The sequence below is a fragment of the Paenibacillus sinensis genome (genome assembly GCF_019904155.1).
GTDB classification, from domain to species: domain Bacteria; phylum Bacillota; class Bacilli; order Paenibacillales; family Paenibacillaceae; genus Paenibacillus_AQ; species Paenibacillus_AQ sinensis.
Genome location: NZ_JAHCMB010000241.1, coordinates 1 through 26,668, shown reverse-complemented (window position 1 = coordinate 26,668; position 26,668 = coordinate 1). Strand labels below are relative to the sequence as shown.

Annotated in this window: 20 protein-coding genes; 8 read left to right on the top strand and 12 right to left on the bottom strand. The window is 54.3% G+C overall.

All coding sequences use genetic code 11. The features are described 5' to 3' along the window. Window positions 1–10 precede the first annotated feature (10 nt). Entirely contained in the window at window positions 11–637 is a 627-nt protein-coding gene (locus KIH86_RS28715; RefSeq protein ID WP_223081489.1) for a hypothetical protein, read from the top strand. Window positions 638–677: 40 nt separating this feature from the next. On the opposite strand, the gene KIH86_RS28710 is transcribed toward KIH86_RS28715, so the two are convergent. Beyond that, window positions 678–1,511 (bottom strand): sugar phosphate isomerase/epimerase family protein, encoded by an 834-nt coding sequence (locus KIH86_RS28710; RefSeq protein WP_223081490.1) that lies wholly within the window; start codon window positions 1,509–1,511, stop codon window positions 678–680. Window positions 1,512–1,773: 262 nt separating this feature from the next. Between KIH86_RS28710 and KIH86_RS28705 the strand changes: the two genes are divergently transcribed. Continuing rightward, entirely contained in the window at window positions 1,774–2,751 is a 978-nt protein-coding gene (locus KIH86_RS28705; RefSeq protein ID WP_223081491.1) for a glycosyl hydrolase, read from the top strand. Between the two features lie 85 nt (window positions 2,752–2,836). Here KIH86_RS28705 and KIH86_RS28700 read toward each other — a convergent pair whose 3' ends face one another. Further along, the gene (locus KIH86_RS28700) at window positions 2,837–4,822 is read right to left on the bottom strand and encodes a PTS fructose transporter subunit IIABC (RefSeq protein ID WP_223081492.1); all 1,986 of its coding nucleotides are present in this window, start codon (window positions 4,820–4,822) and stop codon (window positions 2,837–2,839) included. Between the two features lie 283 nt (window positions 4,823–5,105). After that, window positions 5,106–7,073 carry a BglG family transcription antiterminator gene (locus KIH86_RS28695; protein ID WP_223081493.1) on the bottom strand — a complete coding sequence of 656 codons (1,968 nt, stop codon included), beginning with the start codon at window positions 7,071–7,073 and terminating at the stop codon, window positions 5,106–5,108. A 220-nt stretch (window positions 7,074–7,293) separates the two neighbouring features. Between KIH86_RS28695 and tlp the strand changes: the two genes are divergently transcribed. Beyond that, window positions 7,294–7,518, top strand: a complete 225-nt coding sequence (gene tlp / locus KIH86_RS28690; RefSeq protein ID WP_223081494.1) for a small acid-soluble spore protein Tlp — start codon at window positions 7,294–7,296, stop codon at window positions 7,516–7,518. A gap of 111 nt (window positions 7,519–7,629) precedes the next feature. On the opposite strand, the gene KIH86_RS28685 is transcribed toward tlp, so the two are convergent. The 3 genes from KIH86_RS28685 to KIH86_RS28675 are packed head-to-tail and all read right to left on the bottom strand — an operon-like array spanning window position 7,630 to window position 11,214. Further along, window positions 7,630–9,768, bottom strand: coding sequence for a carbohydrate-binding domain-containing protein (locus KIH86_RS28685; RefSeq protein WP_235775677.1), 2,139 nt, complete (start codon window positions 9,766–9,768; stop codon window positions 7,630–7,632). Window positions 9,769–9,794: 26 nt separating this feature from the next. After that, window positions 9,795–10,478, bottom strand: coding sequence for a DUF4956 domain-containing protein (locus KIH86_RS28680; RefSeq protein WP_223081496.1), 684 nt, complete (start codon window positions 10,476–10,478; stop codon window positions 9,795–9,797). Then, window positions 10,471–11,214 carry a polyphosphate polymerase domain-containing protein gene (locus tag KIH86_RS28675; RefSeq protein ID WP_223081497.1) on the bottom strand — a complete coding sequence of 248 codons (744 nt, stop codon included), beginning with the start codon at window positions 11,212–11,214 and terminating at the stop codon, window positions 10,471–10,473. The genes KIH86_RS28680 and KIH86_RS28675 overlap by 8 nt, the downstream gene beginning before the upstream one ends. Window positions 11,215–11,484: 270 nt before the next feature. Here KIH86_RS28675 and KIH86_RS28670 point away from each other — a divergent pair, with 270 nt between their 5' ends. The 5 genes from KIH86_RS28670 (at window position 11,485) to infC (ending at window position 17,143) form a co-directional block, all read left to right on the top strand. Next, entirely contained in the window at window positions 11,485–12,162 is a 678-nt protein-coding gene (locus KIH86_RS28670) for a response regulator transcription factor (RefSeq protein ID WP_223081498.1), read from the top strand. Continuing rightward, window positions 12,162–13,451: a sensor histidine kinase gene (locus tag KIH86_RS28665; protein WP_223081499.1), complete on the top strand. Its 1,290-nt coding sequence runs from the start codon at window positions 12,162–12,164 to the stop codon at window positions 13,449–13,451. The genes KIH86_RS28670 and KIH86_RS28665 overlap by 1 nt, the downstream gene beginning before the upstream one ends. 309 nt (window positions 13,452–13,760) lie before the next feature. Continuing rightward, complete coding sequence (locus KIH86_RS28660; protein WP_223081500.1) at window positions 13,761–15,539, top strand: putative bifunctional diguanylate cyclase/phosphodiesterase; 1,779 nt, start codon at window positions 13,761–13,763, stop codon at window positions 15,537–15,539. Window positions 15,540–15,633: 94 nt separating this feature from the next. Further along, complete coding sequence (locus KIH86_RS28655) at window positions 15,634–16,452, top strand: aminoglycoside N(3)-acetyltransferase (RefSeq protein ID WP_223081501.1); 819 nt, start codon at window positions 15,634–15,636, stop codon at window positions 16,450–16,452. Window positions 16,453–16,627: 175 nt separating this feature from the next. Further along, window positions 16,628–17,143: a translation initiation factor IF-3 gene (gene infC / locus KIH86_RS28650; RefSeq protein WP_223081502.1), complete on the top strand. Its 516-nt coding sequence runs from the start codon at window positions 16,628–16,630 to the stop codon at window positions 17,141–17,143. Between the two features lie 36 nt (window positions 17,144–17,179). Here infC and KIH86_RS28645 read toward each other — a convergent pair whose 3' ends face one another. The 6 genes from KIH86_RS28645 to KIH86_RS28620 all read right to left on the bottom strand — a co-directional run bounded on the left by KIH86_RS28645 (window position 17,180) and on the right by KIH86_RS28620 (window position 26,294). Beyond that, window positions 17,180–17,929: a GNAT family N-acetyltransferase gene (locus KIH86_RS28645; protein WP_223110790.1), complete on the bottom strand. Its 750-nt coding sequence runs from the start codon at window positions 17,927–17,929 to the stop codon at window positions 17,180–17,182. A gap of 153 nt (window positions 17,930–18,082) precedes the next feature. After that, entirely contained in the window at window positions 18,083–19,210 is a 1,128-nt protein-coding gene (locus KIH86_RS28640; RefSeq protein ID WP_223081504.1) for an SGNH/GDSL hydrolase family protein, read from the bottom strand. 357 nt (window positions 19,211–19,567) lie between these two features. Continuing rightward, entirely contained in the window at window positions 19,568–20,857 is a 1,290-nt protein-coding gene (locus tag KIH86_RS28635) for an ABC transporter substrate-binding protein (protein WP_223081505.1), read from the bottom strand. Beyond that, a complete protein-coding gene (locus tag KIH86_RS28630; RefSeq protein WP_223081506.1) occupies window positions 20,854–22,725 on the bottom strand; it encodes a GGDEF domain-containing protein in 1,872 nt (623 codons plus the stop codon). The genes KIH86_RS28635 and KIH86_RS28630 overlap by 4 nt, the downstream gene beginning before the upstream one ends. A 211-nt stretch (window positions 22,726–22,936) precedes the next feature. Further along, entirely contained in the window at window positions 22,937–25,318 is a 2,382-nt protein-coding gene (locus KIH86_RS28625; RefSeq protein WP_223081507.1) for a phosphoketolase family protein, read from the bottom strand. Between the two features lie 253 nt (window positions 25,319–25,571). Continuing rightward, window positions 25,572–26,294 (bottom strand): GntR family transcriptional regulator, encoded by a 723-nt coding sequence (locus KIH86_RS28620; protein WP_223081508.1) that lies wholly within the window; start codon window positions 26,292–26,294, stop codon window positions 25,572–25,574. Window positions 26,295–26,668 lie beyond the last annotated feature (374 nt).

The following is a 26,668-nucleotide window of genomic DNA, read 5'->3' as shown; positions in this document are numbered from 1 at the left end:
ATGATCAACCATGCCCAGGAACAAACCCGCCAGCAAAGCCGTCTGGATACCCGCAGCCCTCATCGCTGTCGTCTGTCTTCTGCTAATCGCCTATTCCTTCTATATTGGAGGCGGCGGAGACCACCCCCGCCCTTCCGCCGGAGCAGCGGGCCTGCCGCCCCGTGGAGAACGCGAGGAAGAGTGGGAGCCCTTTAAGCTGCTTGGAACGCTGGCGGTGATCTGCGGAGCGGTCAGCTTCACCTGGCTCCGGTTCAAGAAGAAGCTGAAATCGCCTTCCATGCCAGTCAAACAGCTGGGCAAGCTGCTCTACAAGCTGCATAAGTTCACCGGCTGGACCGCTCTGGCGCTGATCGCCATTCACGGCGCCTATTATCTCATCACCAAATTCGGCGACCGTAACGTCTATACCGGACTTGCGGCATTCCTTGTCCTGCTGGCTATCGCCTGCTACGGCTTCCTGATCCGGCGCGTGCGAAGCCCCTGGATGCGCAAGACGCATTTCTTCCTGAGCCTGCTCTGGGTCCCGCTTCTGCTTCTGCATGCAGGCGGTTCCGCCATCGCAGCCGTCATCGCTAGCGTCGCCATCTGGGTGCTGGTGCCCTTCGTGGAGAAGTGGACGCAGCCCAAGACCGCTTAAGCTTGCCTTTGTCAATCGGCCATCTCATTCTCATCCTGCCTTAGAGTCTGATGCCCTCAGCGGCAGCGACGGTTCTGACATAGGCAGCCGCCCGGCGATATTCCTCTTCGCTAGGCAAATGCTCCAGAATAACCGGGATGTCCCGGTTCAGCTTATGCAGCTCCCGCAGCAGCACAGCGTAATCAAGCGCACCCTGTCCCGGCGTCGTCTCGCTTAAGTGAACAGTCAACTGGCTGTCGAGCACAATATCCTTAGCGTGGCAGCCGACAATCCAGGGTCCTAGCTTGGCGGTAAATTCGCGGATCATATCGCCATTCCGGTAGTAGGTGCGGGGACTTGCGATCAGGTTAACGGGATCAAAATGAACCGCGAACGCCTTCCGATCAATTGCCTTCAGCAGTTCCAGGTAGGCGTCAGCCGAATCCGGAAGCGCCCAGGGCATCGTCTCCAGCGCGAAGCAAGCCGCCGCAGGCTCCACTTCGTCGATGATCTCGCGGACCGTATCCACGATCAGCGCAAAGGTGTCATCTCCGAAATTATCCGGATGCGGTCCGTCCCACTGCATGCTCCGCGAGCCGGAGATGTTCACGCAGCAGCGGGCGCCGATCAAGTCCGCCAGATGCAGCCGGCGCTTGCAGTAAGCCACGGCCTGACGGCGGATTCCGTCATCCGGACTGATCGGATTGCTCCAGGCGCCGACCTCGGCGATCTGGATATCATGCCGCTCAGCGGCGAGCCGGTACTCCCGGATCGCCGCTTCTTCCGCATTCTCCTCCAGCGGACATACCGCCGCTCTGTAGCCTTCCTTTTTCAACGCCTCAATCCACTCTTCCGGATCATTGTTCCCGCTGCTTACAGGACCTCCCAGCCGCATGATTCCAACTCCTCCTTCTGTTCGCTTCAGGGTATTCCGCTCCCTAGATCTACAAATCCCCGGCAATCACTCGCAATTCGCTAATGAAATGACCCTCAGATGGGGACGATTTGAATGATACCTCCAAAAAAGCAGCCTTTGGCTGTCATCAAGGCAGGATAAAATCAGAAAGTGACTATATACGAAATTGATAATTGTTATTATAATATTGTTATAATATAATAACGTTATCCTAACTTATTTTGAATGGAAGTGACCCCTAATGACAACATACAATCAAACGATAGAGCCTTGCAACCCGGAGGCTTCCACTGAAGTAAGAGCCGTGCTGAACTATCTGGCCGATCTGGAGGGAAAAGGAATTCTCACCGGCCAGCATACGCAGACGACGGTTCAGAAGGAGCTTCGCTATATTGAGGAGGTAACCGGCCGGCTTCCGGCTCTATGCGGCTTCGAGCTGCTTGCCTATTCGCCGGGGATCAATTACGAAGATGCCGACGAGGAATGCCTTACGGAAATTGAAGAGAACAAGAATACGCTGGAGCAGGCGTGGGACTGGGCGCTGAACCGAAAGGGGCTGCTTACCTTCACCTGGCACTGGTTCTCGCCGTTTGGAGGCCGGGACAAAAGCTTCTATTCCGAGAACACGACCTTTGACGCCAGACAGGCCGTTATTCCCGGAACGCCGGAGCACGCAGCTCTTCTGTCCGATATGGACCATATGGCGGAGCTGCTCCGAACTTTTGCGGATCGGAATATTCCGATCATCTGGCGGCCGTTCCACGAAGCCGAAGGAACCTGGTTCTGGTGGGGCCAGCACGGGCCGGAGACGGCAAGACAGCTGTACCGGCTGATGTATGACCGCTACACCAACCATCATAAGCTGAACAATCTGATCTGGGTCTGGAATTCTCCGCTGGCCGAGGGCTATGTCGGGGATGATGTTGTCGATCTGATCTCCAGGGACTTGTATCCTCCGAAGCATGAGCATACCGACCGAAGAGCGGAATACGACGAGCTGATCCGGATAACACCATCCCGCAAGCCGGCCGCGTTGGCGGAAATCGGATCGATCCCGTCAATCGAACAGCTGGCGGAGACCCGCGTGCCCTGGCTGTGGTATATGACCTGGTCCAACACTTACGGCTCCTCGGAGGAATGGACGACGAACGAAGTGCTGTATCGTACCTATCATCACGAATATGCCGTTACGCTCGACAAGCTTCCCAGCCTGTATTAATCCGCAGCAAAAGCGGGAAATGCCGATTATCCGGCATTTCCCGCTTTTTTAGTCTTGATCCGATATAGCAGACCCGTTCGTGCTCCTACTCTACCTCATTCAGAAGACGGTAGGCCTCTTCCTTCGTACCGACAGCCAGGAGAGATTCCCGGAAGGAATCGTCCATCAGCTTGCGCGACAGCATCTGCAGCACTTTGAGATGCGCATTTTCCTTGCTGCTGCGGGGTACGGCGATCATGAAGATCAGCCGCGCTTCGCTTCCGTCCTGGCTCTGCCAGTCCACCCCGTCCCGCTTGATGCCGAATACAACGCTCGGCTTCCGGACGGCGTCCGATTTGCCGTGAGGAATGGCAATATTCATGCCGATGCCCGTCGAGCTCTCTTCTTCCCGGGCCAGAATCGCCTGCTTGAAATCCCCGCCTGAGGTGACGGCGCCGTTACGTTCCAGCGTTCCGATCATTTCATCGATAATTTCATCCCGGCTGTTTCCCTTCAGATCCAGGTGAATGAGGCTTGGCGTCATCAGATCGGTCAGCCGCTGAATCTGAACGGCGGGCGCTTGTTCGCTTGCCGCTGCCGTCTCGTTCTTGGGCGGTGCAACCTGCTCTTCGCGGGAGGGTACTGCCGGAACCGCATCAAGCTGGACGGCTGCCCCGGCCAGAGCGACTGGAATCTCGGACGGGATATTCTTTTTCAAAAGGCTGATCAGCAGAACGGTAACCGCTACGCCCACGATGACGGCCACGAAGAACATCAGCACATTGTCAACGGCGCCAAGCACCGCTACGATAGGGCCGCCATGCGCGACACGATCGCCTACATGACCAAGCATTGCAATGACCGAGCCTGTCATCGAACCAACCATAACACTCGGGATGACCCGCAGCGGGTCCTGCGCGGCGAATGGAATGGCGCCTTCGGTAATGCCGAACAATCCCATGGCGAACGACGCTTTGCCCGCTTCGCGCTCGGTCGGTTCGAATTTGCGCTTGTTCAGCATAGCCGCAAGGCCCATGCCGATTGGCGGAATACAGATGGCGGCCGCGATCGGCCCCATAATTTCATAGTTGCCTTCTCCGATCATGGCGGAACCGAACAGGAACGCCACCTTGTTCACCGGTCCCCCCATATCGAAGGATATCATTGCGCCGAGAATGAGCGCCAGCAGCACCGAGCTTGTGCCCTGCATGCCCGCAAGCCAATTCGTCAGCGCTTCGAACAGGTCAGCGATCGGTGAACCGATGAGATAGACGAAGATCAAGCCGACGATGACGGATGCCAGAACCGGAATAATGATGATCGGCATAATCGGCTGAATGACCTTCGGGACCTTGATCTTCTTGATGCCAAGAGCAACATAGCCCGCCAGGAAGCCGGCGATGATGCCTCCGATAAATCCGGCGCCCGCTTCACTGCCGTAGAAGCTGCCGTTGGCGGCGATGAAGCCGCCGACCATGCCGGGAGCAAGACCCGGACGGTCCGCAATGCTCATCGCGATAAACCCGGCCAGAATCGGAACCATAAAGGTAAAGGCAGCCGAACCGATAGACTGGACCGTAGCCCAAATGGACCCTTCCGGAATGACGAGCCCGCCCGGCGTCTTCTCGCCGCCTATCGTCAGCGCAATAGCGATCAGCAGACCGCCGATGACGATGAACGGAACCATATAGGATACCCCGTTCATCAAGTGGCGGTATACCGGATTTTGCCGGGACTGCTTCTCCTTCTTGATATCTTCGGCCGAGCGCAGCTCGGCCCGGTACTCCGGAACGTCTCCGGCGACAAATCGCTTGATCAGCTCTTCCGGATGGCGGATGCCCTCCTGTACGCCGACCTCAAGCAGCTTCTTGCCTGCGAACCGGTCCTTAAGCACAGTCTTGTCTGCGGCGATGATAATACCATCCGCTTCACGAATCTCCTGCTCCGTCAACTGGTTCTCGACACCGATGGAGCCTTGAGTCTCCACCTTCATCTCGACTCCCATTCTCGCAGCCGCTTTCTGCAAATTCTCGGCTGCCATATACGTATGTGCAATTCCGTTAGGACATGAAGTAATAGCCAACAGCTTCATGGTCATTCTCCCTTTCGCTTTTTGTTTCCGTTTACATTTCTAGTATACCGGCCCATCTAAGCTTAATTTGCTCGTTTTTTTACCGGAACTTCCGGAAAAACGGATTATTTGGGCTGCCGGGAAACCGGGCCATTGAAGCTAATGCTGGATTACAAGGATAAACAACTTACGACGTCCTTAGACGCCATGCGTTTACCGAGAAATAGAAGGCTGCGATAAGCGCGCAGCTTATTCACTCTTATATTATAAAAAACGGAGGCCCACATGGCCCCCGCATCTTGCGCTATTTCGTTTCACTTTTGAGCCTGCTCAGGAATTTCATGACATCGGTCTCCTGCGCCAGGGAACGCACCAGAGAGGGTCGTTCGCTGATGATCGATAATTCCTTGAACAATCGCCGCATTTGCTCTCTTTCCTCATGCCTAACCGCCAGCATAAATACAAGCTGCACCTTCTCCTTGCCCCAAGTCACCGGAGTGTGCAGGGCTGCGATCGCCACGGCCGATTGGGTAATCAGCTCGGGACTTCCATGCGGAATCGCAATCCCTCCCCCAATGGTTGTTGAGGACAGCACCTCCCGCGATAGAGCGCTTTCCAGATATCCCTGCCGGGCGTATCCCTTGTCCATTAGCCGCTCCGCAAGCTTGCGGATCACAACCTCGGGCGATGACGCTTCCTGGCGTAAAAAGATGAGAAACGGAGACGTGTAGCTCAAGAACGCCGAGTCTTCCCGGTCCGCCGCCCCCGGCTCCGCCCAGTTCTTCAGCTTCTCCTCCAGCTTCTGTTCATCCCGGGTCTCCAGCAGCGGAGAGACCAGAATATGCGGGATGGCCAGATCGGGAAGCGGGATGGTGGAGATAGCCAGATCGACCTCGTGACGGGACACATAATCCTGAACCTCGGCCTTGGCCATCGCCGCTTCCACCTGCAGGGCCGGAAATTTCCGTTCGATCTTGGTGCGCAGCAGCTGTGAGATGCCGATTCCCATATGGCAGACAATAATAGCCTTCTTGGGGCTGTTGTGGTTCTCGTGAAGCCGTTCCACGGAAGCCTGAAAATGAAGCGTTAAATAAGCGGCTTCTTCCTCGGGAATCGATAAACCAAGCTCGTCCCTTATTTCATCAAGTGCGGAAATGACCCTGTCGAACATATAAGGGTACATATTTTTGATCTCCGCCAGCATGGGGTTGGACACCGGAAGACCGTACTGAAGGCGGTTCAGCGTGGTGTAAAGGTGAACCTTAAGCCCCTTCTCCAATACTTTGTCCTTGGAAAACGGCACCATACTGATCTCGGACATCTTCAAGGTCAACCGGTCGAGCAGGCGCAGCAGCAGCGGATTGCCGTCTGCCACATCCACTCTTCTCCAGGCTCCGCTCTCCTGCCTGAACCGGAACTTCCCGCCAAGCAAATGAAGCGTAAGATAAGCCGCCTCCTCCGGGGGAAACGACACCGCGAATACCGGCCGCAGCCGGATCAGATAGTCCGTCGCCCAGGCGAACTCCTCCTTCTCCTGCAAGAAGGCGATCTCCTTGTCGGAAAGCGCAATCGGCTGGTGCAGCTTGGTCCGTTTGATCATGAGCAGAATGTGGAGCAGCAAGCTGTCAAACGCCTCGTCCGTAAAATAGAGCGAATGCCGTTTCTGAAATTCCTTCAGCTCTCCGCTGACAGCAGCCACCTCATGCGGCTGGAACTGCTTCTGTATCAGCTGTCCGGTCAGCTCCGGCCGGTCGATCAGCTGATCGAGCCGGGCCAGGGCGAGCCTCTTGGCTTTCTCCGGGCCATCAACCGAGATGCCAACCCTTTGTCTCGAGATCAGATTCAGGTTAAAGGTCTGGAGCCAGCCTTCAATCCTCTCCAGATCTTTTCGTATAACGGCCTTGTTCACATAATAAAGCTCAGCCAATTCCTGAACGGCTACCGGCTTGGGATTCATTAATAGCCGGAAGGCGATTTGCAGCATTCTCTGCTCATCGGACTCGCGGCCGCCTCCCGCTTCCAGGCTATGAAGCTCACGGGATAACTCCGACCGGTCCGCCTCGCCCATTTCGAGGTAAATTCCCCTGCCCGGCTTTCTTACAATGGCGGCATTGGGGTACTTGCTAATATATTCGTCTATTGCAGTCAGATCGCTGCGGATCGTCTTCTCCGAGCAGCCCGCCTGATCGGCGAGATCCTGGATCAGCAGCAGCCGGTCCGGATCGGACTCCGACAGCAATATCCGGCATATTTCATTTTGCCTGTTATTCATTCGCTTCTCCTGCCTTGCCCGAATTGGCGGTTGCCAACGCTAGCATACTATTTCCCGGTAAATCGCACAATTACCTCCAAGGGAAATATGCACATTATTCTTCGCCTAAATACCGAATATGCAAAGACAGAGCCATGTGAAATTATGCATAAAAGCTCACCTTCCCGCAAAACATACAGATTAGCGCCCATGCGCACTTCATCTGACAGGAGGGATACCCATGGCTAAACCGGATAACCGGTCCGACAATGTAGAGCATCTGCAGCAGAGCATACAGAACACGCAGGAGAATCTCCATGAAGCCGAGGATTATTTGAACGAGTTCGGCTCTGAAATCAGCAGCGAAGAGCAGGAGCAGATTCAGGAGAAGAACGAGCGTCGCAAAGATAGCATTCAAGGCTTCCGCGAGGAAGTCAAGGACGAAGCGAAGCACTCCGGCAAGTAAGGATAGACGCCTGTCGGCGCCCTTTAGGCGCCGAGCGTTTACCGAGAAATAGACAAAGAAGCGGTACGGTCCCATGCAAGCATAGGACTGTACCGCTTCTGTCGTCTGAGGTTATTGAGATGAAGTCTGCCCGCCGCCTGCACCGTCTGCGTCTGTACCGGCATCCTGGGGACCTCTTCCCTGAGGCATGCCGCCGCCCCCGCCGGGGCCTCCCTTGCCGCCTCCACCCATTCCGCCGCCGCCCATTCCGCTCGGGGCCGTAGTGACACCCGATTCATTCACCCAGGTGGTGATGCTCTCCAGGCTGAACGCGACTACCTTGCTGCCGCCGCTATAAGTTCCGTTCGTATACACGCCATCCTTTTCGGTGCCGGTCGATGTTCCGCCGCTGTACAAGGTATAAGAGCCGTCCTTCTTCAGATCAGGGGAGCTGATAACCACCGTCCGGTAATCCTTCGCTGGGGCAAGGGTCAGGATCTCATTGCCCTCGCCGTCTTCCAGATGTACCAGAGTTCCGGCCTTCTGCGTCTCGGTGAAGGTCATGGCGATGGAATACTGGGAAGATGCATCGGATGGAGCCTGCGCCATGCCCGCACTGCCCGCGGCGACGAGGGTGCCGCCGGTGAGCGTGAATGTGCCGTCAAAATCCAGCGCGCCGTTGCCGTCATTCGTCGGACCGTAGACGATGACAGTTCCACCGGACATTTCAATCGAGCCGTTCGCATCCAGTCCGTCGCCGCTCGCGTTGACCTCTACATACCCGCCAGTGATGGAGAGCAGGTTACTTCCGGCGCTGCCGGAGCCCGGCTGCCCGCCGCCGCCCGTCTCGGAATCGCTGCTGCCGCTCGCAGCGTTCACACCGTCATCCGAAGCTGTCACATGAATATCGCCGCCGGAGAGTGTAATATTCGCAGATTCGATGCCCTCATAGCTCTTGGTGATGTCCACGGTCCCGCCGGCAATCGTCAGCGAGGTATCGGCATGGATGCCGTCATCCCCGGTTGCGATGCTGAACGTACCGCCGGCAATGTATATGCTGCTGTTGCTGTGAACGGAATCGTCAGCCGAATCGACGGTAAAGGACCCGCCTTTGATGACCATATCCCCTGCCGACTTGATCCCTTTCATGCTTGTCGATTCGGTTTCCGACGATGCGGACGTGTCCGACGATGAAGTGCTTGTGGTCTGCGCCGCCGTTGTAGCCGCCGTAGCCGACGCGGCGCCCTGTCCGCCGCCATTCATGCCACCCATCATTCCGCCCGGGCCGTTCTCCTCCGTCTTCACCTCGCCGTTCACATTGCCGCCTCCGTCCACCAGGTTGAAGGTTCCGTCTTCAATCACAAGGGACGTTTCGGCCTGGATGCCGTCGCTGCCGGACGTAATGTTGAACGTGCCGTTTGCAATCGCGACAAAGCCCTTCTCGGCATCCTCATCATTGGTCGACTTGATGCCGTCTCCGCCTGCATTAACCGTAATGTTAGCGTCGTTAACCGCAACCATGTCGCGTCCTACGATGCCGTCATCCACTGCCTTGATGTTAAGCGTGCCCGATACAATCTTCAGGTCGTCCTTGCTCTTGATGCCCTTGTCATAATTACCGGTAACGTTCAGCGTTCCGGTTCCGTTGATGATCAGATCGGCCTTGCTGAAGATAGCCGCATCAGGCTCGTCGCTTGACGCATCCTCAAGAACGTAGGTCTTGCCGTCGGAAACAGAGTTCTCCGTTCCCTCCTGCAGGGTGAGCTTCACGTTGCCGGCATCCTTGACGTAGATAGCGGCGTTGTCGCTGCTGCTGATATCCGCGCCGTTCAGAACGAGATGAACATCTCCGTCATCCGGCACATTGACGACAATCTGCCCGTCAGTAAGCTTGCCGCTCAGGACATAGGTTCCGGCTGCTGTAATCGTCACCGATCCGTCCGCAGCTTCGGTGCCCGAACCTTCAATTGTGGCCCCGCTGCCGGTCAGACTGATCGTGACCGGATTCTCCGTACTCCAGTCGGCCGACTGGTCGTCCTCGTCGAATGTAACAAGATCCGATACGCTGACGTTCGCCAGCTGCGAATTGGAAGCCGACGCGCTTCCCGCAGCCGCGTCAGTCGCAGACGCCGAGGCGACAGTAGCGTTCGAGGAGGATACAGTATTGGTCTCTGTAGCCGAGTTGGAGCTGCAGGCCGCCATGAATGCGGCGCACAGGAAGACGATTGCCAGCTTCTTGCTCGTTGTTAGAAGATTTTTCATAAGAATCATTCCTTTCTTTATCCGTTAGCTTACTATCAGTTGTCCGCAGCCGGGGGATTCATCGTCAGCGAGAGATCCAGATTGCCGTTTCGGCAGCGGATATCATCCAGAAATTCCTTTTGATTCGTGTTCTCATTCATCGATACCATATAGACCAGTTCATACAGGCTTCCCAGCTCGGTCGTTCTCATCTTTTTCAGCTCATAGCTAACGCCGTGCTTCTTGAAGACTTCCTCAAAAGCGTCCTCGTAGGCCAGATTTTCCGGGATCGTCACCTTCAGCATCTTGTCCACTCCTTTTCTAGCACCGAAGTTGATGCGGTTCAGCACAAACATCAGTCCGCACAGAATCAGGGTGAACAGTACAGCATAACCGTAAGCGCCCACACCGCAGGCCAGGCCCGCCGCCATCGTGAACAGCACATAAGAGATGTCTTTAGGATCACCGGGTGCGCTTCGGAACCGGATGATGGAGAAGGCGCCCGCCAGGCTGAAGGCTCTGGCGACGTTGCTGCCGATCAGCAGAATGATGATCGCCACAATGGAAGGAAGCAGCACCATTGTCAGCGTGAAATTTTGCGAGAATCCCGCCGCATTGGTCTTCATATACGTCAGGCTGATCAGGGCGCCGAGCACGATGGCCAGCAGAATGGTCACAATCGCATCGGTAAACGATAAATCGGTAGTCGTCAGCGCCGTTGAGAAAATTGAATCAAGCATACAAGACACTCTCCCTTTCAATCTTGCCGTTCTTCAGCATTTTCTTGTATTCATTGCCGTACTTGGAGAAGCTGGTACGGTACATCTGGTGCTCGGAGAGCATTTTGGCCAGCCATACGGGAATCGTCTTCTCCGCCTTCACTTCCATGAGCCATCTTCCGTCCTCCACCAGCGGCTCCCCGTGGTCCCCGCTCTCCAGCTTCAGATCATAGCGTCTGCTCCGGATATTGGTGTCGAACGTAATCCGCAGATCGCGGTTGTTCTTGCAGAACATCGCCTTGCGCTCATAAGCGAGATAGACCTTCGGCTGCAGGCTGTACCGTTCCAGGAAGTAGGTGATTTCATTGACCACCTGATGGTTCATGTAATCCTTGATCTCCGGCAGCCCGCCGGTGCGGACAAAATCATAGGCTTCGTCCAGGCAGAGCGCCGTTCTTCTTTTGTTAACGAGACCGAATACCTTCTTCTTCAGCTCCAGGTACACCCGGGCATTCTGCTCCGGCACCCCGTACGCTCTCAGGCGAAGCTTCTCCTTATACTTGGGCTTGGCGAGGCTCGTTCGGATCAGCGAGTCATGCGCCGTATCGAAATACAGGTTGCTGATGGAATAGAACTCATGTCGCTTGTTGTATTCGTCAGGCTCCATATAGTGGAGCAGATCCTCGTAAAGGCGGCGGTAAGCCGCATCGTCCAGCAGGTATTTGTTCTCATACCGGTTAAACACCTCGATCGCCATGTCGGTTCAAATCCTTTCTATTTGGGGAGTCTTGGAATGATGATGGATGCTGCATTCATGTTTCGCATCGGCTGTTGTGAACAGCTTAAGCGTCGAACCTTTAATGAATCTTAAATGGTTTTACATGGCGTTTATCTTCTTTTACATTCTCTTAACAAAAGATTAGGGGGCAGAGGCTCTCCTTCCTTAAGGTTAAGGTTCATTCAAGGTATTCCTGATATAATGGCCTCATCTTAATTGACGACTACATTAGGCGAGGATGAACAACCTATGAGAATATTAATTGTTGAGGACGAGGTGCATCTGGCGGAAGCTCTCTCCCAAATTTTAAAAAAACACAACTACTCGGTGGATATCGTCCATGACGGCCGCTCGGGGCTCGATTATGCGCATAGCGGCATCTACGATCTCGTGCTGCTCGACATCATGATGCCCGAGCTTGACGGAATCAGCGTGCTGAAAGAGCTGCGGGGCGAAGGCAATCCCACCCCCGTCATCCTTCTGACCGCCAAGGGCGAAATCTCGGACAAGGTGGCCGGGCTCGATTACGGGGCGGACGACTATATCGCCAAACCGTTCTCCACGGAAGAGCTGATGGCCAGAATCCGTGCCGCCCTGCGCCGCAAGGGCGAGGTGCTGCCCGAGGATACATTGAAATTCGGGGACGTCGAGCTGCATCCGGGCAATCTGAAGCTTACCGTTAAAGGGAAGGAAATGAAGCTGAACCTGAAGGAAAGCGAGTTGCTGGAGCTGCTGCTGACAAGGAAGCAGGCCGTGACCTCCAAGGAGCAGATTATCGAGAAGCTGTGGGGCTTTGATTCCGAGGTGGAGTACAACAACGTTGAAGTCTACATTTCCTTTTTGCGTAAAAAAATGGCCTTCCTGCACTCGGAGGTGCGGATCAGCACTATTCGGGGGGTTGGCTATGTATTAGAGGTGACAAGCTAATGTTCGACAAGCTCCGAAACCGGTTCCTCATTGTCAATCTGGTTACCATTTCCCTCATCATGCTGGTGGCCTTTGCCTCAATCTATATCATTATGTACCAGAATGTCCGGGCCGATATCGATATGGAACTGCACCGGAGTGCAGATTCTCCCCAGAAGTCGCCCGGTCAACGGGATGGCGGCAGCCCCGGGCAGCCGGATCAAGGAAGCCCTTCCGGAGGGGGCGGTCCGACGGATGGCGGCTCCGGAGGGGGCGGCGGCCAGGCGTTCGAACGCTCGGTGGCCTTTACGGTGCAGACGGACAAGACGTATGAAATCACGACAACCAAGGCTCCGTTTGATATGGATGCCAGCCTGTATCCGCAAGCTCTGCAGGAAGCCCTGTCCATGAAGAAGGATACCGGATCGTTCTCGCTGGACGGGAGCAAATGGACCTATTTGAAGCAGCCGAATGCAGAGGGGTATATCTTCGTCTTCCTGGATACCTCCGATAGACAGGATATCCTGACGAAGCTGATCTACACCTTCGCCGCCGTGGGGATGGTTATGCTGGTCGTGCTTTATTTTACAAGCCGTTACTTCGCCAACCGCTCGATCAAGCCCGTCAAGGAGGCTTTCGAGAAGCAGAAGCAGTTCATTGGCGACGCTTCCCATGAGCTTAAGACGCCGCTCGCCATCATCAACACCAATGCGGATGTGCTGCTTGCCAATAGCGAGGACACGATCCGAAACCAGTCGAAGTGGCTGAATTATATCAAGTCGGAGGCGGAGCGGATGTCCAGACTGACCAGCGATCTGCTGTACTTGACTGAAATGGACGACTCCAGAACCCGCATGATGGTCAGAGAATTCAATATGAGCGAGGCGACCGAGAACACAATTCTTACGATGGAGGCCGTTATTTTCGAGAAGCAGCTGTCACTGGATTACGATATCGAGCCCGGGCTCATGGTCCGCGGCAGCAGCGAGCAGATTCAACAGGTTCTGATGATCCTGCTGGACAATGCGGTGAAATACGTGAACCCTCACGGATCGATCAACCTCACTCTGAAAAAAGCCCACAACGGCATTCTGCTGTCTGTATCCAATACGGGAGCCGGTATTGCGCCCGAGCATTTAACCCGGATCTTCGACCGGTTCTACCGCACCGATGCATCCAGAACGCGCAAGCAGGGCGGCTACGGGCTTGGGCTCGCAATCGCCAAATCGATTGTCGAACAGCATAAAGGCAAGATCTACGCCAAGAGCATCGTTGGGGAATCCACCACCTTCTATGTCCAGCTGTATTGACGGATACGCACAGCTCCATGAGTTCGGGTAAGCCCAGGCAGCAGGCCGCATCCGCCAGGTCCCGACTACCGGTCTTATTATGCCATCGCTCACAAAATTTGCTAGACTGCCGATAGCCGCTGTGCTATACTTTTGCCCTAGAGCCTGAGCTGTTCCAGGCTTTTTTGGCTTTGCTCCTTGCCCCATAATCAGACATCGACGCCGCGACCCCTTTTTAAGGGGTTTTTGGCTTGCGGAAAAAGGATTTCAAAGGGGCATCGGAGAAAATTTTAACAGTAGGCAAATGTTTATGATTTGGAGGAACTCATTATGCGGCAGTTCAATGGCGGGAAGGTCAAGCAGGGATCACATGAAACGGACACAGCCTCGGATCATCGCAACCCATCTCCAGCTACCGGGAAACGCTCCTTTAATCCTCTGCTCGGCTCAGCCCGGATTGCCGGCATCTACTTTATCGTGGGCTGCTTGTGGATTCTGCTGACAGACCGCGCGGTTTCGGCTTTGGTCACCTCGCCCGGCTGGATCGAGGAAATCAACATGATCAAGGGGTGGTTCTTCGTCTTCACCACCGCCCTTCTGGTATTTATTCTCATTCTCCGCCAGCTGAAGCAGATCAAGAGAATGGAGGAGAATCTGGAGGCAACCTACCGGGAAATGGCCCACAGCCATGAAGAACTGGAGGCCGCCTACGAGGAAATCATCGCAACGGAAGAAGAACTCCGGCAGCAGTACGATCAGCTCACCGATAACCAGCAAATGCTGGCGGAAAGCGAGCGCAAGATGGAATATTTGGCGTACCATGACGCCTTGACCGATCTCCCCAACAAGCTTGCCTTATACGAGCATGCGGCAAGCAGCTTCCTGGCTGACACCAGTCAACGGGCTGCCCTCCTGATTCTCGATATCGATAACTTCAAATATATCAACGACACCCTCGGACATGAATTTGGCGACCGGCTGATCATCAAAGCCAGCGAGCGGCTGCTCTCCATTCTCGGCGGCGAGGGAAAGCTGTACCGGTTCGGAGGGGACGACTTCATTATCCTGCTGGAGCCGCTGCCTGATCCCTCCTGTATCGATGTGTTCATATCGGGCATTCTTGCCGGATTCAAGGAATCGATCGATATGGGCGGCAGCCAGCTGCATATCAGCTTCAGCATCGGCATAAGCTTATATCCCGATCACGGCAGCCATATCATGGAGCTGGTGAAGCGGGCCGACATCGCGATGTACAAAGCCAAGGAGAAGGGAAGCGGCCGCTTCGTCGTGTTCGATCATCCGCTCAACGATATTTTTGCCGAACGGATGAATATCGAGAAGCAGCTCTACGCGGCCATGGAGCGCAATGAATTCGAGCTGGTCTATCAGCCGCAGGCGGACATGTCGCTCAATCAGGTGACCGGGTTCGAAGCGCTGCTGCGCTGGAAGAGTCCGGTTCTCGGATACGTGTCACCGTTGAAATTCATCAAGATTGCCGAAGACTCGCATCTCATTATCCCGCTTGGCGCCTGGGTGCTGCGAAACGCATGCGCTTTCCTGAAATCCCTGCATGAGCGGGGCTGCAGCCACCTTACCATATCGGTCAATATCTCCATGCCCCAGCTGATGCAGAAGGATTTCAACGATCTGGTGTTCCGCACGCTGGAATCCTGCGGTCTGAAGCCGGGAAGCCTGGAGCTTGAGATCACGGAGTCCGTGCTTGTCGAGTCCTATGAGCTGATCGGACCGAAGCTGGATGCGCTGCGTGATCAGGGCGTCAAGATCGCTCTGGATGACTTCGGGACCGGCTACTCTTCCCTGAGCTATCTGACCCATCTGCCGATATCCACTCTGAAGATCGACAAGTCCTTCATCGACTTCATCCCGCATAGGACAAACCAGGCCATACTGGTGGAGCAAATCATCATGATTGGCAGACGTCTGAACATGGCGGTCGTTGCGGAGGGCGTGGAGCAGCATGACCAGCTCGAATACCTGCTGAAGCATGGCTGCGAACGCATACAAGGCTATTACTTCAGCCGTCCGCTGAAGCCGGAGGACATCCCGGGCTGGCTGGCCCGGTGGGAGGAAGAACACCTCCCTCATTGAACCCAGGATGCCGCCGCTTCTCCATATAGAGGCGGCTTGTCTTATTCAAAATAACTTGTGCACTTCATTCGAAAAAATGGGGGGTTTTTGACTGATGGAATCATTGCAAACGTTTGAACAAGCGGAAATACGGGGGATATTTACGAAAGAGGATCTGGTTAAAGCCTTCAGAGACTGCGGTGTCTCCAAAGGCCAGCATATCTTCGTCCATACGTCCTTAAGCAAGATTGGTTACGTAGTGGGCGGATCGGAGACCTTGATCCGGGCTCTGCTCGAAATCGTCGGCAGCGAAGGAACGCTGATGATGCCCTCCCAGACGTGGAAGAATCTCGACCCTTCCACGGGCGTGCATTGGGAGGCCAAGGCCGAGTGGTGGCCGGTTATCCGCGAGCACTGGCCTGCCTACGACAAGGAAATCACCCCCGCCATCGGCATGGGGGTTGTCGCCGAAATGTTCCGAAAGTGGCCGGGCGCCTGCCGTTCCGATCACCCCGCGCGTTCTGTGGCGGCCGTCGGCAAACATGCCGACTATTTGACGCGGGATCATGATCTGAGCAACATCTTCGGCTCAGGCTCGCCGCTGGATAAGCTGTACCAGCTTAACGGACATATCCTGCTCATCGGCGTCGGCTACGAGAAGAACACCTCGCTGCATCTCGCCGAGACGATCTCAGGCTTCCCCGGCAAGGCCTTTGCCCGAGAGAGCAGCGCCGTCATGAAGGACGGGCGGCGGGAATGGATCGACTACGAAACCCAGGCCGTTGACGACTCCGATTTCATCCGGCTTGGTCAGGAATACGACGCGGCCACAGGCGTTCCGGTCCACCGGATCGGCGGAGCCGAGGTCCGGCTGCTGGAGCAGCGTCCGCTTGTGGACTGGGCTGCCGCATGGATGGAGCGGAACCGGGTCTAGCCGTCAGCATCTTGTGATTAAGGAGGCTGCTCTGCTTATCGGCGCAGCAGCTCCTTGAAAAAGTACGGCGGACCGTGCGGCGCGCGGTCCGCCGTACTGCGTGATCCGGCATTTGAACGCGACCCCGCATCCGTATATGATAGCTTTATCGATCCAATTGGGAGGTTCCGTATTTATGGCAGTATTGATGAACGAACAAATCAAGGCGTCGGAGGTAAGCCTCACCGGACTGCATGGAGAGCAGCTCGGCGTTATATCGAGGGATGAAGCGCTCGCGATGGCTGTCAGTGCAGGCGCCGATCTCGTCTGCACATCGCTGATGAGCAGTCCGCCCCCCTGCACCCTGATGGCCAAGGGCACCGGGAAGGCAGCGATGCGGAAGGAGTCCGCAGCCCGCAGAGCGGAAGACAGCCGCGCTTCCGGAGGAGGCAGCCGCGAGAAGGCCAAGGAGCTTCGCTTCACCGCCTTCATCGAAGACCATGACTATGAAACCAAGCTCCGTCAGGCGGAGAAGCTTCTGCTGGCCGGCAAGCCGGTTCTGCTGACGGTCAAGGCAGCCGGCGCCAAGGAAGCCGCGGCATCCAGAGCCGTCCTGGAACGGCTTGTAAATGATCTGAAGACGGTCGGGGTGAAGGATACCGGCATCCAGAGCGGTGGAAAGGGCTCCCAAGTGAAGCTTAATCCACGCTGATTCCGGGCTCCCGCTTAGGCCACAGGCCGGGCCTCTCTACCCGTGCATCCAGAATGTATTGATAAAGGCCGTGTGGAAGCCGGCCTTCTTCATATTGGCATGGCTCACCGATCCAAACTCCACATCGGTATAGACATACTCCAGTCCAAGCTCCGCAGCGATTGACAGCCGGCGGCTGATCAAGGCCGTCTGGCAGCCTCTTCCCCGAAATTCTTCAAAGGTATAGTCGTTGGCGAGGTAACCTTCATTCCCATGCAGAAAAAGCGATCCCATGGCCGCAGGCTGCCCGTCAATCGTGAGCATATAATTATGAAAATGGGAAGCATGAAAGTATCCCTTCACCCGGTCCACAATGTCGCGGCTGTATAGAGTCTCCCCATTTGACCGGGCAATCCAGGAAATAAACGTTTCTGCGCTCTCCCCGGTTACCCGCTCGATTTGCAGCTCCGGCAGGTCCGATATTTCCTGCTTCATGGGCTTGGCCGCCATGAAGGCCAGCTGCTCTGCCGGCATATATCTCTGCTTCAGAAGCGCCTGCGAGACATCCGCCGTCATATGATCCGGCGTCAGATCGAAGCAAGGGGGCGACTCGCCGTAATGGTCCAGAATCCGGCTCAGAAGCGGAATATCGCCGGGACCAAAGCCCTTTACGCGGTTATAGTACGGTGACTGCGGATGCGCCGCATCTCTCAGCAGCAGACAGTTTCCCAGCTCGGCAAGCTCCAGCCTTCTTTCCGCCTTGCTGAGGGAGCGTTTGGCGTTCAGCTTCGTAAGTTCAATTTCCATGCGTTCCAGTTTCTTCGTTATATCAAGAGGGCTTATCCTGTTCATGGCAGACTCCCCGCCTTTCATTTTCCGTCCACGTTAATTCAGCCATTTATAAGTACCGCAAGCTGCAAGCCCTTGTCTTGGAATAAATCCAACTGCCCTCAGTTCTGCCTACTTCGCCAAAATCTCCTTCAGGTACTCCGTCAGCTCCCGCGCCGCCTTTTGATGGGATAGGGCGCCGGGATGGCTTCTCGAGCCTACCGTCTCCTCATTCGTGTTCGGCAGCTGGAAGATCGAGAGCTTCCGGTCGCCGGTCTTCCGAGTATAGGCATCCACCGCACGGTAGATGGCCGGCATCATCGGCATGCCCAGCATACCGTAAGCCCAGACGATATGGGCATGCCGGTTATTTTTACGGAGAGTGTACAGAAACTGCTCGGCAGCCTTCTCGAAGTTCGACACATCCTCCTCATTAAAGCTGCCATCCTCATTCAGCCGCTGCTTGTAGACCTTGCCCGTGACTTCATCCTTCCATTCCGGGGACACAAACGCGCCGCCGTCGTTGCTGCCCAGATTGACCACAACCGCATCCGGCTGCCAGGATTCAAAATCATTAGGCTCAAACGCGCCCAGCGCTTCATTCTTCTCTCCGTTCAGCAGCCCGCATACCTGCTCATAATACCAGGGGAGGTTGGCGTTCGGGTTATTGTCCCAGCTCGTCAGCACCCCCCACCCGCTCTGCGAGAGAATTCGGCAGTCAGCATTCAGCGCTTCCGCCGTCAGTGTCGTGTAGTTATCGACTGCGCTGAACCACATCGAAATCCATTCGGTCTCCGCCTTGTCTCCGATGATGCCTTCGCCCGAGGTGATGCTGTCCCCGATGAACTCGATCTTGTACGGCTTCTCCGGAACCGGGAGGAAGTCGCCGTCCGTCTTCACGGCATGAATTTGCAGCGAGCAAGAAGGGTCTCCGCTCATCGCCTGAACCTCGCGCAGAATGCGGATATTTTTAGCAGCGTTTTCATTTAAGCCTCTAAACACACACACCCAATAACGTCCGGCGGTCAGCATTCTTCGGCTCACGGGAGCGGAATTGACCAGCATGTGAATCCAGGGCTCATACAAATCGTAGTCCGACTCGACTTCAATCCAGAGCTCGGAACCTGTAACATTAAGCTCGATGCCGCTTCCGGTCCAGAACAGGGTAAGCGGGCTCCGATTCTTCGCCGTTCGGCCGTGAACTTTTAAATGCCCGATATCGGCCAGGTTATAAATCTTGAGGTTTTCGTTATTCTTCATGACCTGATCCTCCTTGATTGGTGACGGCTTCATTTTGAATTATACCAAGGTTTCGTAAGCCTTGTTATCCTAATACTATTATATTTCACTAACAAACCAGATTAGTAGATGGGACAGCCCCTTTGTCCGGTTCCTGACAACATTTTTAAGAGGAGGACCGATCCATGGATGAACAAATCGAAACGGTAATCAGGCGTGTCCAGCAAGGTGAAATTCAAGAGTTCGCCCTAAGGCCGAGAAGCTTATGATTAAGGGGAAGCGGGCTGAGCAAGCAGAATCCGTTGGCATTGCCGGGGATATACTGAGCAATCCATAATAATAACCTTCATTCCGGTATGATGCCGAACCATTGCCTGTTCACGGCTCAGCCTCATACTGGTTCTTCTTCCTCATCAACAGGCTGGCCCGGTCGTCCTTGGTTAGGATTTCAAGCTGGGTCTGGATGTTGGCCCACTGCTCCCCGACAGGCAAATCGGACTCTACCGCCTCCCTCAGCTTGTCATTCCAGAACTCCTTCACCTGGCTGTCCAGTGGAGTAGGCGTTAGAGCGCCCAAATGCCAAATATCGGCCCTGACCATTAATGTCGTGTTCTGTCCGCCAAGGTACGCATCCGGCTTCCCCAGATCGGTCAGGTTGACGATCCGCTTCACATATTGCGCCGCCAGCTCCTTGTTCGCGCTCTTCTTCGTAATGGCCACAACAGCGCCGCCGTTCATTCCGTATATCCCAAGCGGCAGACGAGTCGCCCGCCACTTGCCGCTCTGATCCGGAACCCAATTCTGCAGATCGGAGCTTCCCCATTGGCCTGTAACGAACATGGCCAGCCTGCCGCTGCCGAGAGCCTCCTGGCCTGCCTGGTCCCAGACAGTGACGCCCAGCGCAAGACCCGACCGCTTCACCTCTCTTGCCACTTCAAGCGCCTCGGTAAAGGGTGCGCCCCCGCAGTTAAACTCCAAATCTTTATTAAAAAGACTAACGCTTGTCGAAGTAATATCCAGCGGGTCGGTGTTCTTCTGAAAGATATAAATCCCGTTCTGCCGAAGCTTCTTAGCCATATTCAGCCAGCCCTGCGGTGTGCTCATAGCAGCGGCGACCTCGTCGGGCTCCGAAGGAAGCCCGTTCTGCCGGAACAAATCCTCCCGGTAGAAGGTCAGGGCTTCCCCGAAGCCGGTCGGAACGGCCAGCAGCCTTTTCCCGTCGAAGCTGGACAGCAGCGGAATGAGGGTGTTCGGGATGACGCGGGTTACATTTTCCAAATGATATTCAGGAAGTTTCAGATCCACAAAGACGTCGAGGCCGTTGAAATCTCCCATCTTACCGCTGTCAAAGATCATCACATCAGGCGCATCGTCAGATACAAGCGCGTTGGTATACGCTTCGGTCATTTTATCGAAGTCTACCTGCTTGGTCTCAAGCTCTACTTCCGGATGCTCCTTATGGAACACATCATTGGAATTAGTCATGTCGTAATACGACCAGATAACCAGCTTGTTCGGGGCGGCTTCAGACTTATTCGCCTCCTGATCACGGAACGGCAAATTCTGTGCGGGAAACTGGCTCAATCCCGGATAATCGCCGGAGCATGCCGTCAAGGATAACAGCAGAAGACACAGACACAGCCGGTTCATTCGAAATATGCTTCTCATTGCTCCCGCACCTCCCTGCAGGCTGCGGAGTACCAGGCGTAACCGCCTCCGCCCTGCTGCTTGGCCTTGTACATTGCCCGGTCTGCCAGCTGTACTAGCTTCGACAGATCAGAAGTATCTCCCGGAAATGAGGCGATCCCAATACTCGTGTACATGAACAGCTCCCGCTCCCCCAGGACAAACGGCTCCCGGATTCCGGCAATAATGGCTTCCGCGATTTCCTCTGCCTGCGAACAGTCCGCCTCCTCCAGAATGACAACGAACTCATCCCCCGCGATCCGGCATACGCTCCCCGTTCCGCAAGAGCGGCTCAGCACCTGTGCAGCATGGATCAACACTTCGTCACCCGCTTCATGTCCGAAGGTATCGTTAATACTCTTGAATTTATCCAAATCCAGAAACAGCATCGTCACCTGCGACGCTCCATTGCCATTGCCAAGCTCGGATTGAAGATGGTCCAGATAGCTTGAGAAATAAAGCCGGTTGGGCAGATTCGTCAAATTATCGGAGAAGGCCAGCTGCCGGAACAGCTGCTCCGAATGTTTAACCTTCTCAGCCTGCATCTGCAGCAGCCCGTTCATTTCCTCTCCTTCCCGGAACATGCTGCCTAGCTTGACGGACATTTCTCTGAAATTATCGATCAGCCTGTTGAATTCAAAGATTCTCCCCTTCGTTACATCAACAGTGCCTCCGCTCGACAACCTGCCGGGCAGCCCGCTTGTAGCCCGCACAAGACCCGCCATCGCCCGTTGAATCACTCTGCCCAGAACGACATTGCCCAGCATAATGACTAGAATGGAGATCAGCGAAAGACCCAGAATAAGGCTGTAGACCGACTTCGTATCCTGTAAATAGTCGAATGCCGGAACCAGGATCAGGACATGCAGATTATTGCGGCTCTTGATTGGATCGTCCAGGATGTAGAGCGCATCGTTCCAGCGGGCCAGCTCATATAAATGATCGCCGGAGGGAAGAGAGAGCCACATCTTCTCGTTGTACCGGTAGAACTCGCCCTCCGGCCATAACCAGCGCTTCCCCGTCCCCTTCATCCGGTTGTCGGCGTATACATATCCGTCCTGATCCGTAATCAGAATCCGGGCATTGCCGGAATTCTTGTTGAGTACGAGCTGCTCCAGCCTGCCAGCTTGCAGATCGGCATGAAGGCTCAGCATCCGATCGTCTTCATCCGTCCATCCGGCTAATTCATCCCGGACGTTGGAGCTAAGCGAGCTCGCGAATTGAAACACCCGCTGATGCATCGCCTTATCGAGATACTGTCCGGTAAAGACCAGAATCAAGATAAAGGCGAAAATGATTCCGCTTACAGACACATGGAACAAAAGCCCCTGAAGCGGGATATCCTCCTTCTCCTTCTTGCCCCTTTTGGAGTAGAGCAGATTCGGAAGAACATAGATTAGCAGCAGCTCGGACAGCAGCGCATTCGTGATTCCATTCAGCGTCGGCATTGTAATCAGCAGGATCGATTCGGTCATGGACGGCTGTCCCTGGATAACGGTCAGAATATAAAGAATAGGCGCTCCCAGGAACGCCCAGTACATCAAATCACGCAGAAGGAAGCTGCCCGGATTCTTCCGTTTGTAGAAGCACAGGAAGGCGATCTCCAGAAACAGAAGCGCATCGGTAACCGGACCGTGCCAAATTCCCCACTGAGCCGCCAGCACTACCACAGAAATGAGAAGTCCCGCCCGACGCCCGATGAGCCGGATGGCCAGAATCGTGAACAGACTTTGAAAGGAGAATTGGAGGCCGACCAGCATCGGCAGCGAATAGCGACCAGCACCTAACGCCAGCAATAACAAAATGACGGCCAATAGCTTCTTCTCAGGCCTCGACTGTGCTTCTTTCATCAGTTAACCTCAATTCGCTTAAGATCATTTACTCTATTTTACGACAAAACGCACTCTCTTTGTTAGGTTTTGTAAAAATGATTCCTTATATTTCTAGGGACTTTGGTAGGAGGTCGTTAGGAGGGGAAGATAAGGGATATCACGCCGGATTGAAAAAAAGGCCTGATCCCCGCGGGGATCAGGCCTTCTGCATATCGGAGGAATCTTTATGTTAGTTCAGGTCTTTCCATACCCAGCTTTCAACCTCTGGAAGATCGAAGCCTTCTTCGCGTATATAAGCGTTATGCTTCTTCACCATCGCATCCATTTCATCGGCGATCGCCTTGTACTTGGAAGCGTCCTTCAGACTCAGCACGGCTTCCTTCACGAGGTCGAAGCGGTCCATCTGATTCAGCACGCGCATATCGAACGGTGTCGTGATGTCGCCGTTCTCACGGTAGCCATGCACATGCAGGTTGCGGTTCTGGCGTTCGAAGAACAGGTCTTTAATCAGACCTTCATAGCCGTGGAACGCGAAGACAACCGGTTTGTCTTTTGTGAAAAATTGCTCAAATTCTTCGTCGGAAAGACCGCGCGGATCAAGCTTCTGGCTTCTCAGCTTCAGCAGATCAACCACGTTGATATAACGGATCTTCAGCTCAGGCAGCTTCTCATGCAGAATGGAGATGGCAGCCAGGGCTTCAATTGTCGGCTCTGTACCTGCCGAAGCGAATACGACATCCGGTTCTCCGCCCTTGTCGGTGCTTGCCCAGTCGATGGTCTTGAGACCTTTGTCGACCAGTTCCTGAGCCTCATCGGCGCTGAACCACTGCGGACGCGGATGCTTGGAGGACACGATCAGGTTGATCTTCTGACGGTCATTCAGCACCTTGTCGAATACCGCCAACAGAGAATTGGCGTCAGAAGGCAAATACTCACGGATGAATTCCGGCTTCTTGTCAGCCAGATGGCCGAGCAGACCCGGGTCCTGGTGCGTATAGCCGTTATGATCCTGCTGGAATACAGTCGAAGTCGCAACAACGTTCAGCGACGGAATGTCTGCACGCCAGCCTTGATCCGTAGCTTTGCGCAGCCATTTGAAGTGCTGGGTAATCATTGAGTCGACGACACGAAGGAATGCTTCATAGCTGGCGAAGAACCCGTGGCGGCCTGTCAGCACATAGCCTTCCAGCAGACCTTCAGCCTGGTGCTCGGACAACTGGGAGTCGATTACGCGTCCGTAAGAAGCCAGGAACTCATCATTCGGTTCGATAATCTGATCCAGCCATTGGCGTTTCGTAACTTCGAACACCGGTCCCAGACGGTTCGACATCGTTTCGTCCGGTCCGAAGATCCGGAAGTTGCGGTTCTCTTCGTTGAGCTCAATGACTTCCTTCATGTATTTGCCGAGAACGGCCATATCCTGTGCCGTAACCTTGCCCGGAACGGAATTATCCACCGCGAACTTGCGGAAATCCGGAAGCTTCAGCTCTTTCACAAGCTTGCCGGCATCGGTGACCGGGTTCTTGCCCATCCGTTTGTCGCCTTTAGGCAGAATTTCGGCGAGCTCGGCCTTCAGGCGGCCGTTATCCTCGAAGAGTTCTTCCGGTCTGTAGCTGTTCAGCCATTCCAGCAGAGCCGGAGCATGCTTCATGTTCTTCTGGTCCACCGGAATCGGAACCTGGTGAGCGCGGAAGGAGTTTTCATTCGGCACTCCGTCCCATTGCTTCGGACCCGTCCAGCCCTTAGGGGAGCGGAATACGAGCATCGGCCATTCCGGACGCGTAAGATCGTTGTTCTCGCGGGCGTTCTTCTGGATAGCTGCGATCTTCTCGATAATCGTATCGAGCACTCTTGCCATTTCAGGGTGCATCTTCTCCGGATCTTCGCCTTCCACGAAGAACGGCTCCCAGCCCATGCCTTTGAAGTAAGCCGTGATTTCTTCTTTCGACATGCGGGACAGAATGGTCGGGTTGCTGATCTTGAAGCCGTTCAGATGCAGGATTGGCAGCGCAGCGCCGTCCGTGATCGGGTTGATGAACCGGTTCGAGAACCAGGAAGCGGCCAGCGGTCCGGTCTCGGCTTCGCCGTCGCCAACTACTACGGCGGAGATCAGGTTCGGGTTATCGAGAATGGCACCGACGCCGTGAGAGAGGGAATATCCCAGTTCTCCGCCTTCATGGATCGATCCCGGCGTTTCGGGAGCGGCATGGGAAGCAACGCCGCCCGGGAACGAGAACTGCTTGAACAGCTTCTTCAGGCCGGGGATGTCCTGCGTAATTTCCGGGTAAATTTCAGTGTAGCTTCCGTCCAGATAAGAGTTGGAGACCATTACCTGGCCACCGTGTCCAGGGCCTTCGATGTAGAACATGTTCAGATCATATTTGGTGATTACACGGTTGAGATGAGCATAAATGAAGTTCTGGCCGGGAATCGTGCCCCAGTGTCCAATCGGCTTCACTTTAACGTCGGATTCTTTCAGCGGTTCCTTTAACAACGGATTATCCTTAAGATAGAGCTGTCCGACCGAGATGTAATTGGTTGCACGCCAGTAAGCATCAAGCTTCTCCAAATACGCTTTTGATGAATAATCAACCTCTACTGCCAATCCCATTACTTTCACTCCCTATTTCATTTGAAATTGGTACGTACCAAAATATNCCTTTTCGAGAAATAATACGGTCCAATTTTGTGAAATATTGAACATAGTTTGAAATATGAAGGGAATGATCGACATAACTACATTTAATTTTCTTATTATGTACAGAGATTCCAATAAAATTTGAAGCGAATGCAGATGGAAAAAGACCGGAGCTTTAAGCCCCGGCCTTGTCGATCCGTCCCTGTCGGTTACGGTCTTTTGTCCGCTATTGAACCGATACGAAGGTGTTAAATTTCAAGTACTTGTAATGAAACCGCATATGGGAAAATTCGAAGGGTGTGCCGTTGTCGAGGAAGAAAATGCCCTCCATAATGCCTACGGGCTCGTTCTCTCCCAGGTGCAGCAATTCCTGGTCATTCGCCTCCGAAGGCTCCGCAAAAATCGATAAAAACGACTTGGTCACGTTCAGATTGCGGGAGTCCTCCAGATAATTAAAGATCGATCCCTCGATAATCGTCTGGTTGAGGTCCTGGACGATTTTGATCGGAATATAGCCGGTCTCGATCATAAAAGGCTCGTCGTCAAAGAGGCGAAGCCGAATGATTTTGTAGACAAAATCATGCCGTTCCAGAAATAAATCCCGCTGCAGCTCTTCCGTCGGCGGAATCACTTCGAAGCTCAGCACCTTGACCTTGGGCTTCTTGCCGTGCATCTGAAAGTTGTCGGTGACCCCCAGATTTGAGCCCTCGTAATTGAATATCGATTCGTTCTTTATGTACAAAGGGTTGATGAAGGTTCCGGAACCCCGCTTCTTGAAAATAATCCCGGCGCTTTCCATTTTGGTCAGAGCCCGCTTGATGGAGCTTCGGCTGACCCCATAGGTTTCGCTCAGCGTGCGCTCATCCGGCAGCCGCATGTCCGGAAATTGTCCGGCGAAGATTTTCTCTTTCAGGTCATCAACAATTTGTTTGTAGACAAATTCTGCCATGTGGGACTCCTTTACGAATCTTGTATCACATATGGAGGTGAGTGTCCTTGTATTACCTATAGTATTATTCACTATATCATAAACATAAGGTAGTTTATACATTCGCCGCCACAGAACGAGCTTTCGCTTTCCCCTATACTGAGCGGTAAGCTGGAGATAAGTCAACCAAGAACATTAAGGCATTAGCCCTCATGTGTTTCTTCGATTCCTTTCCCAAAAAAATGTGTTAAGATTACTTTGTGGAAAAATATTGAATGCTGGCGAGGCGATAAATGGATGGATCGATTATACATTGATAAGGCATTAAGAGAGATTAATGAATTAATATCTGAAGAGGCTGTCGATACTGCATATACCAAATATATAACGCTTGT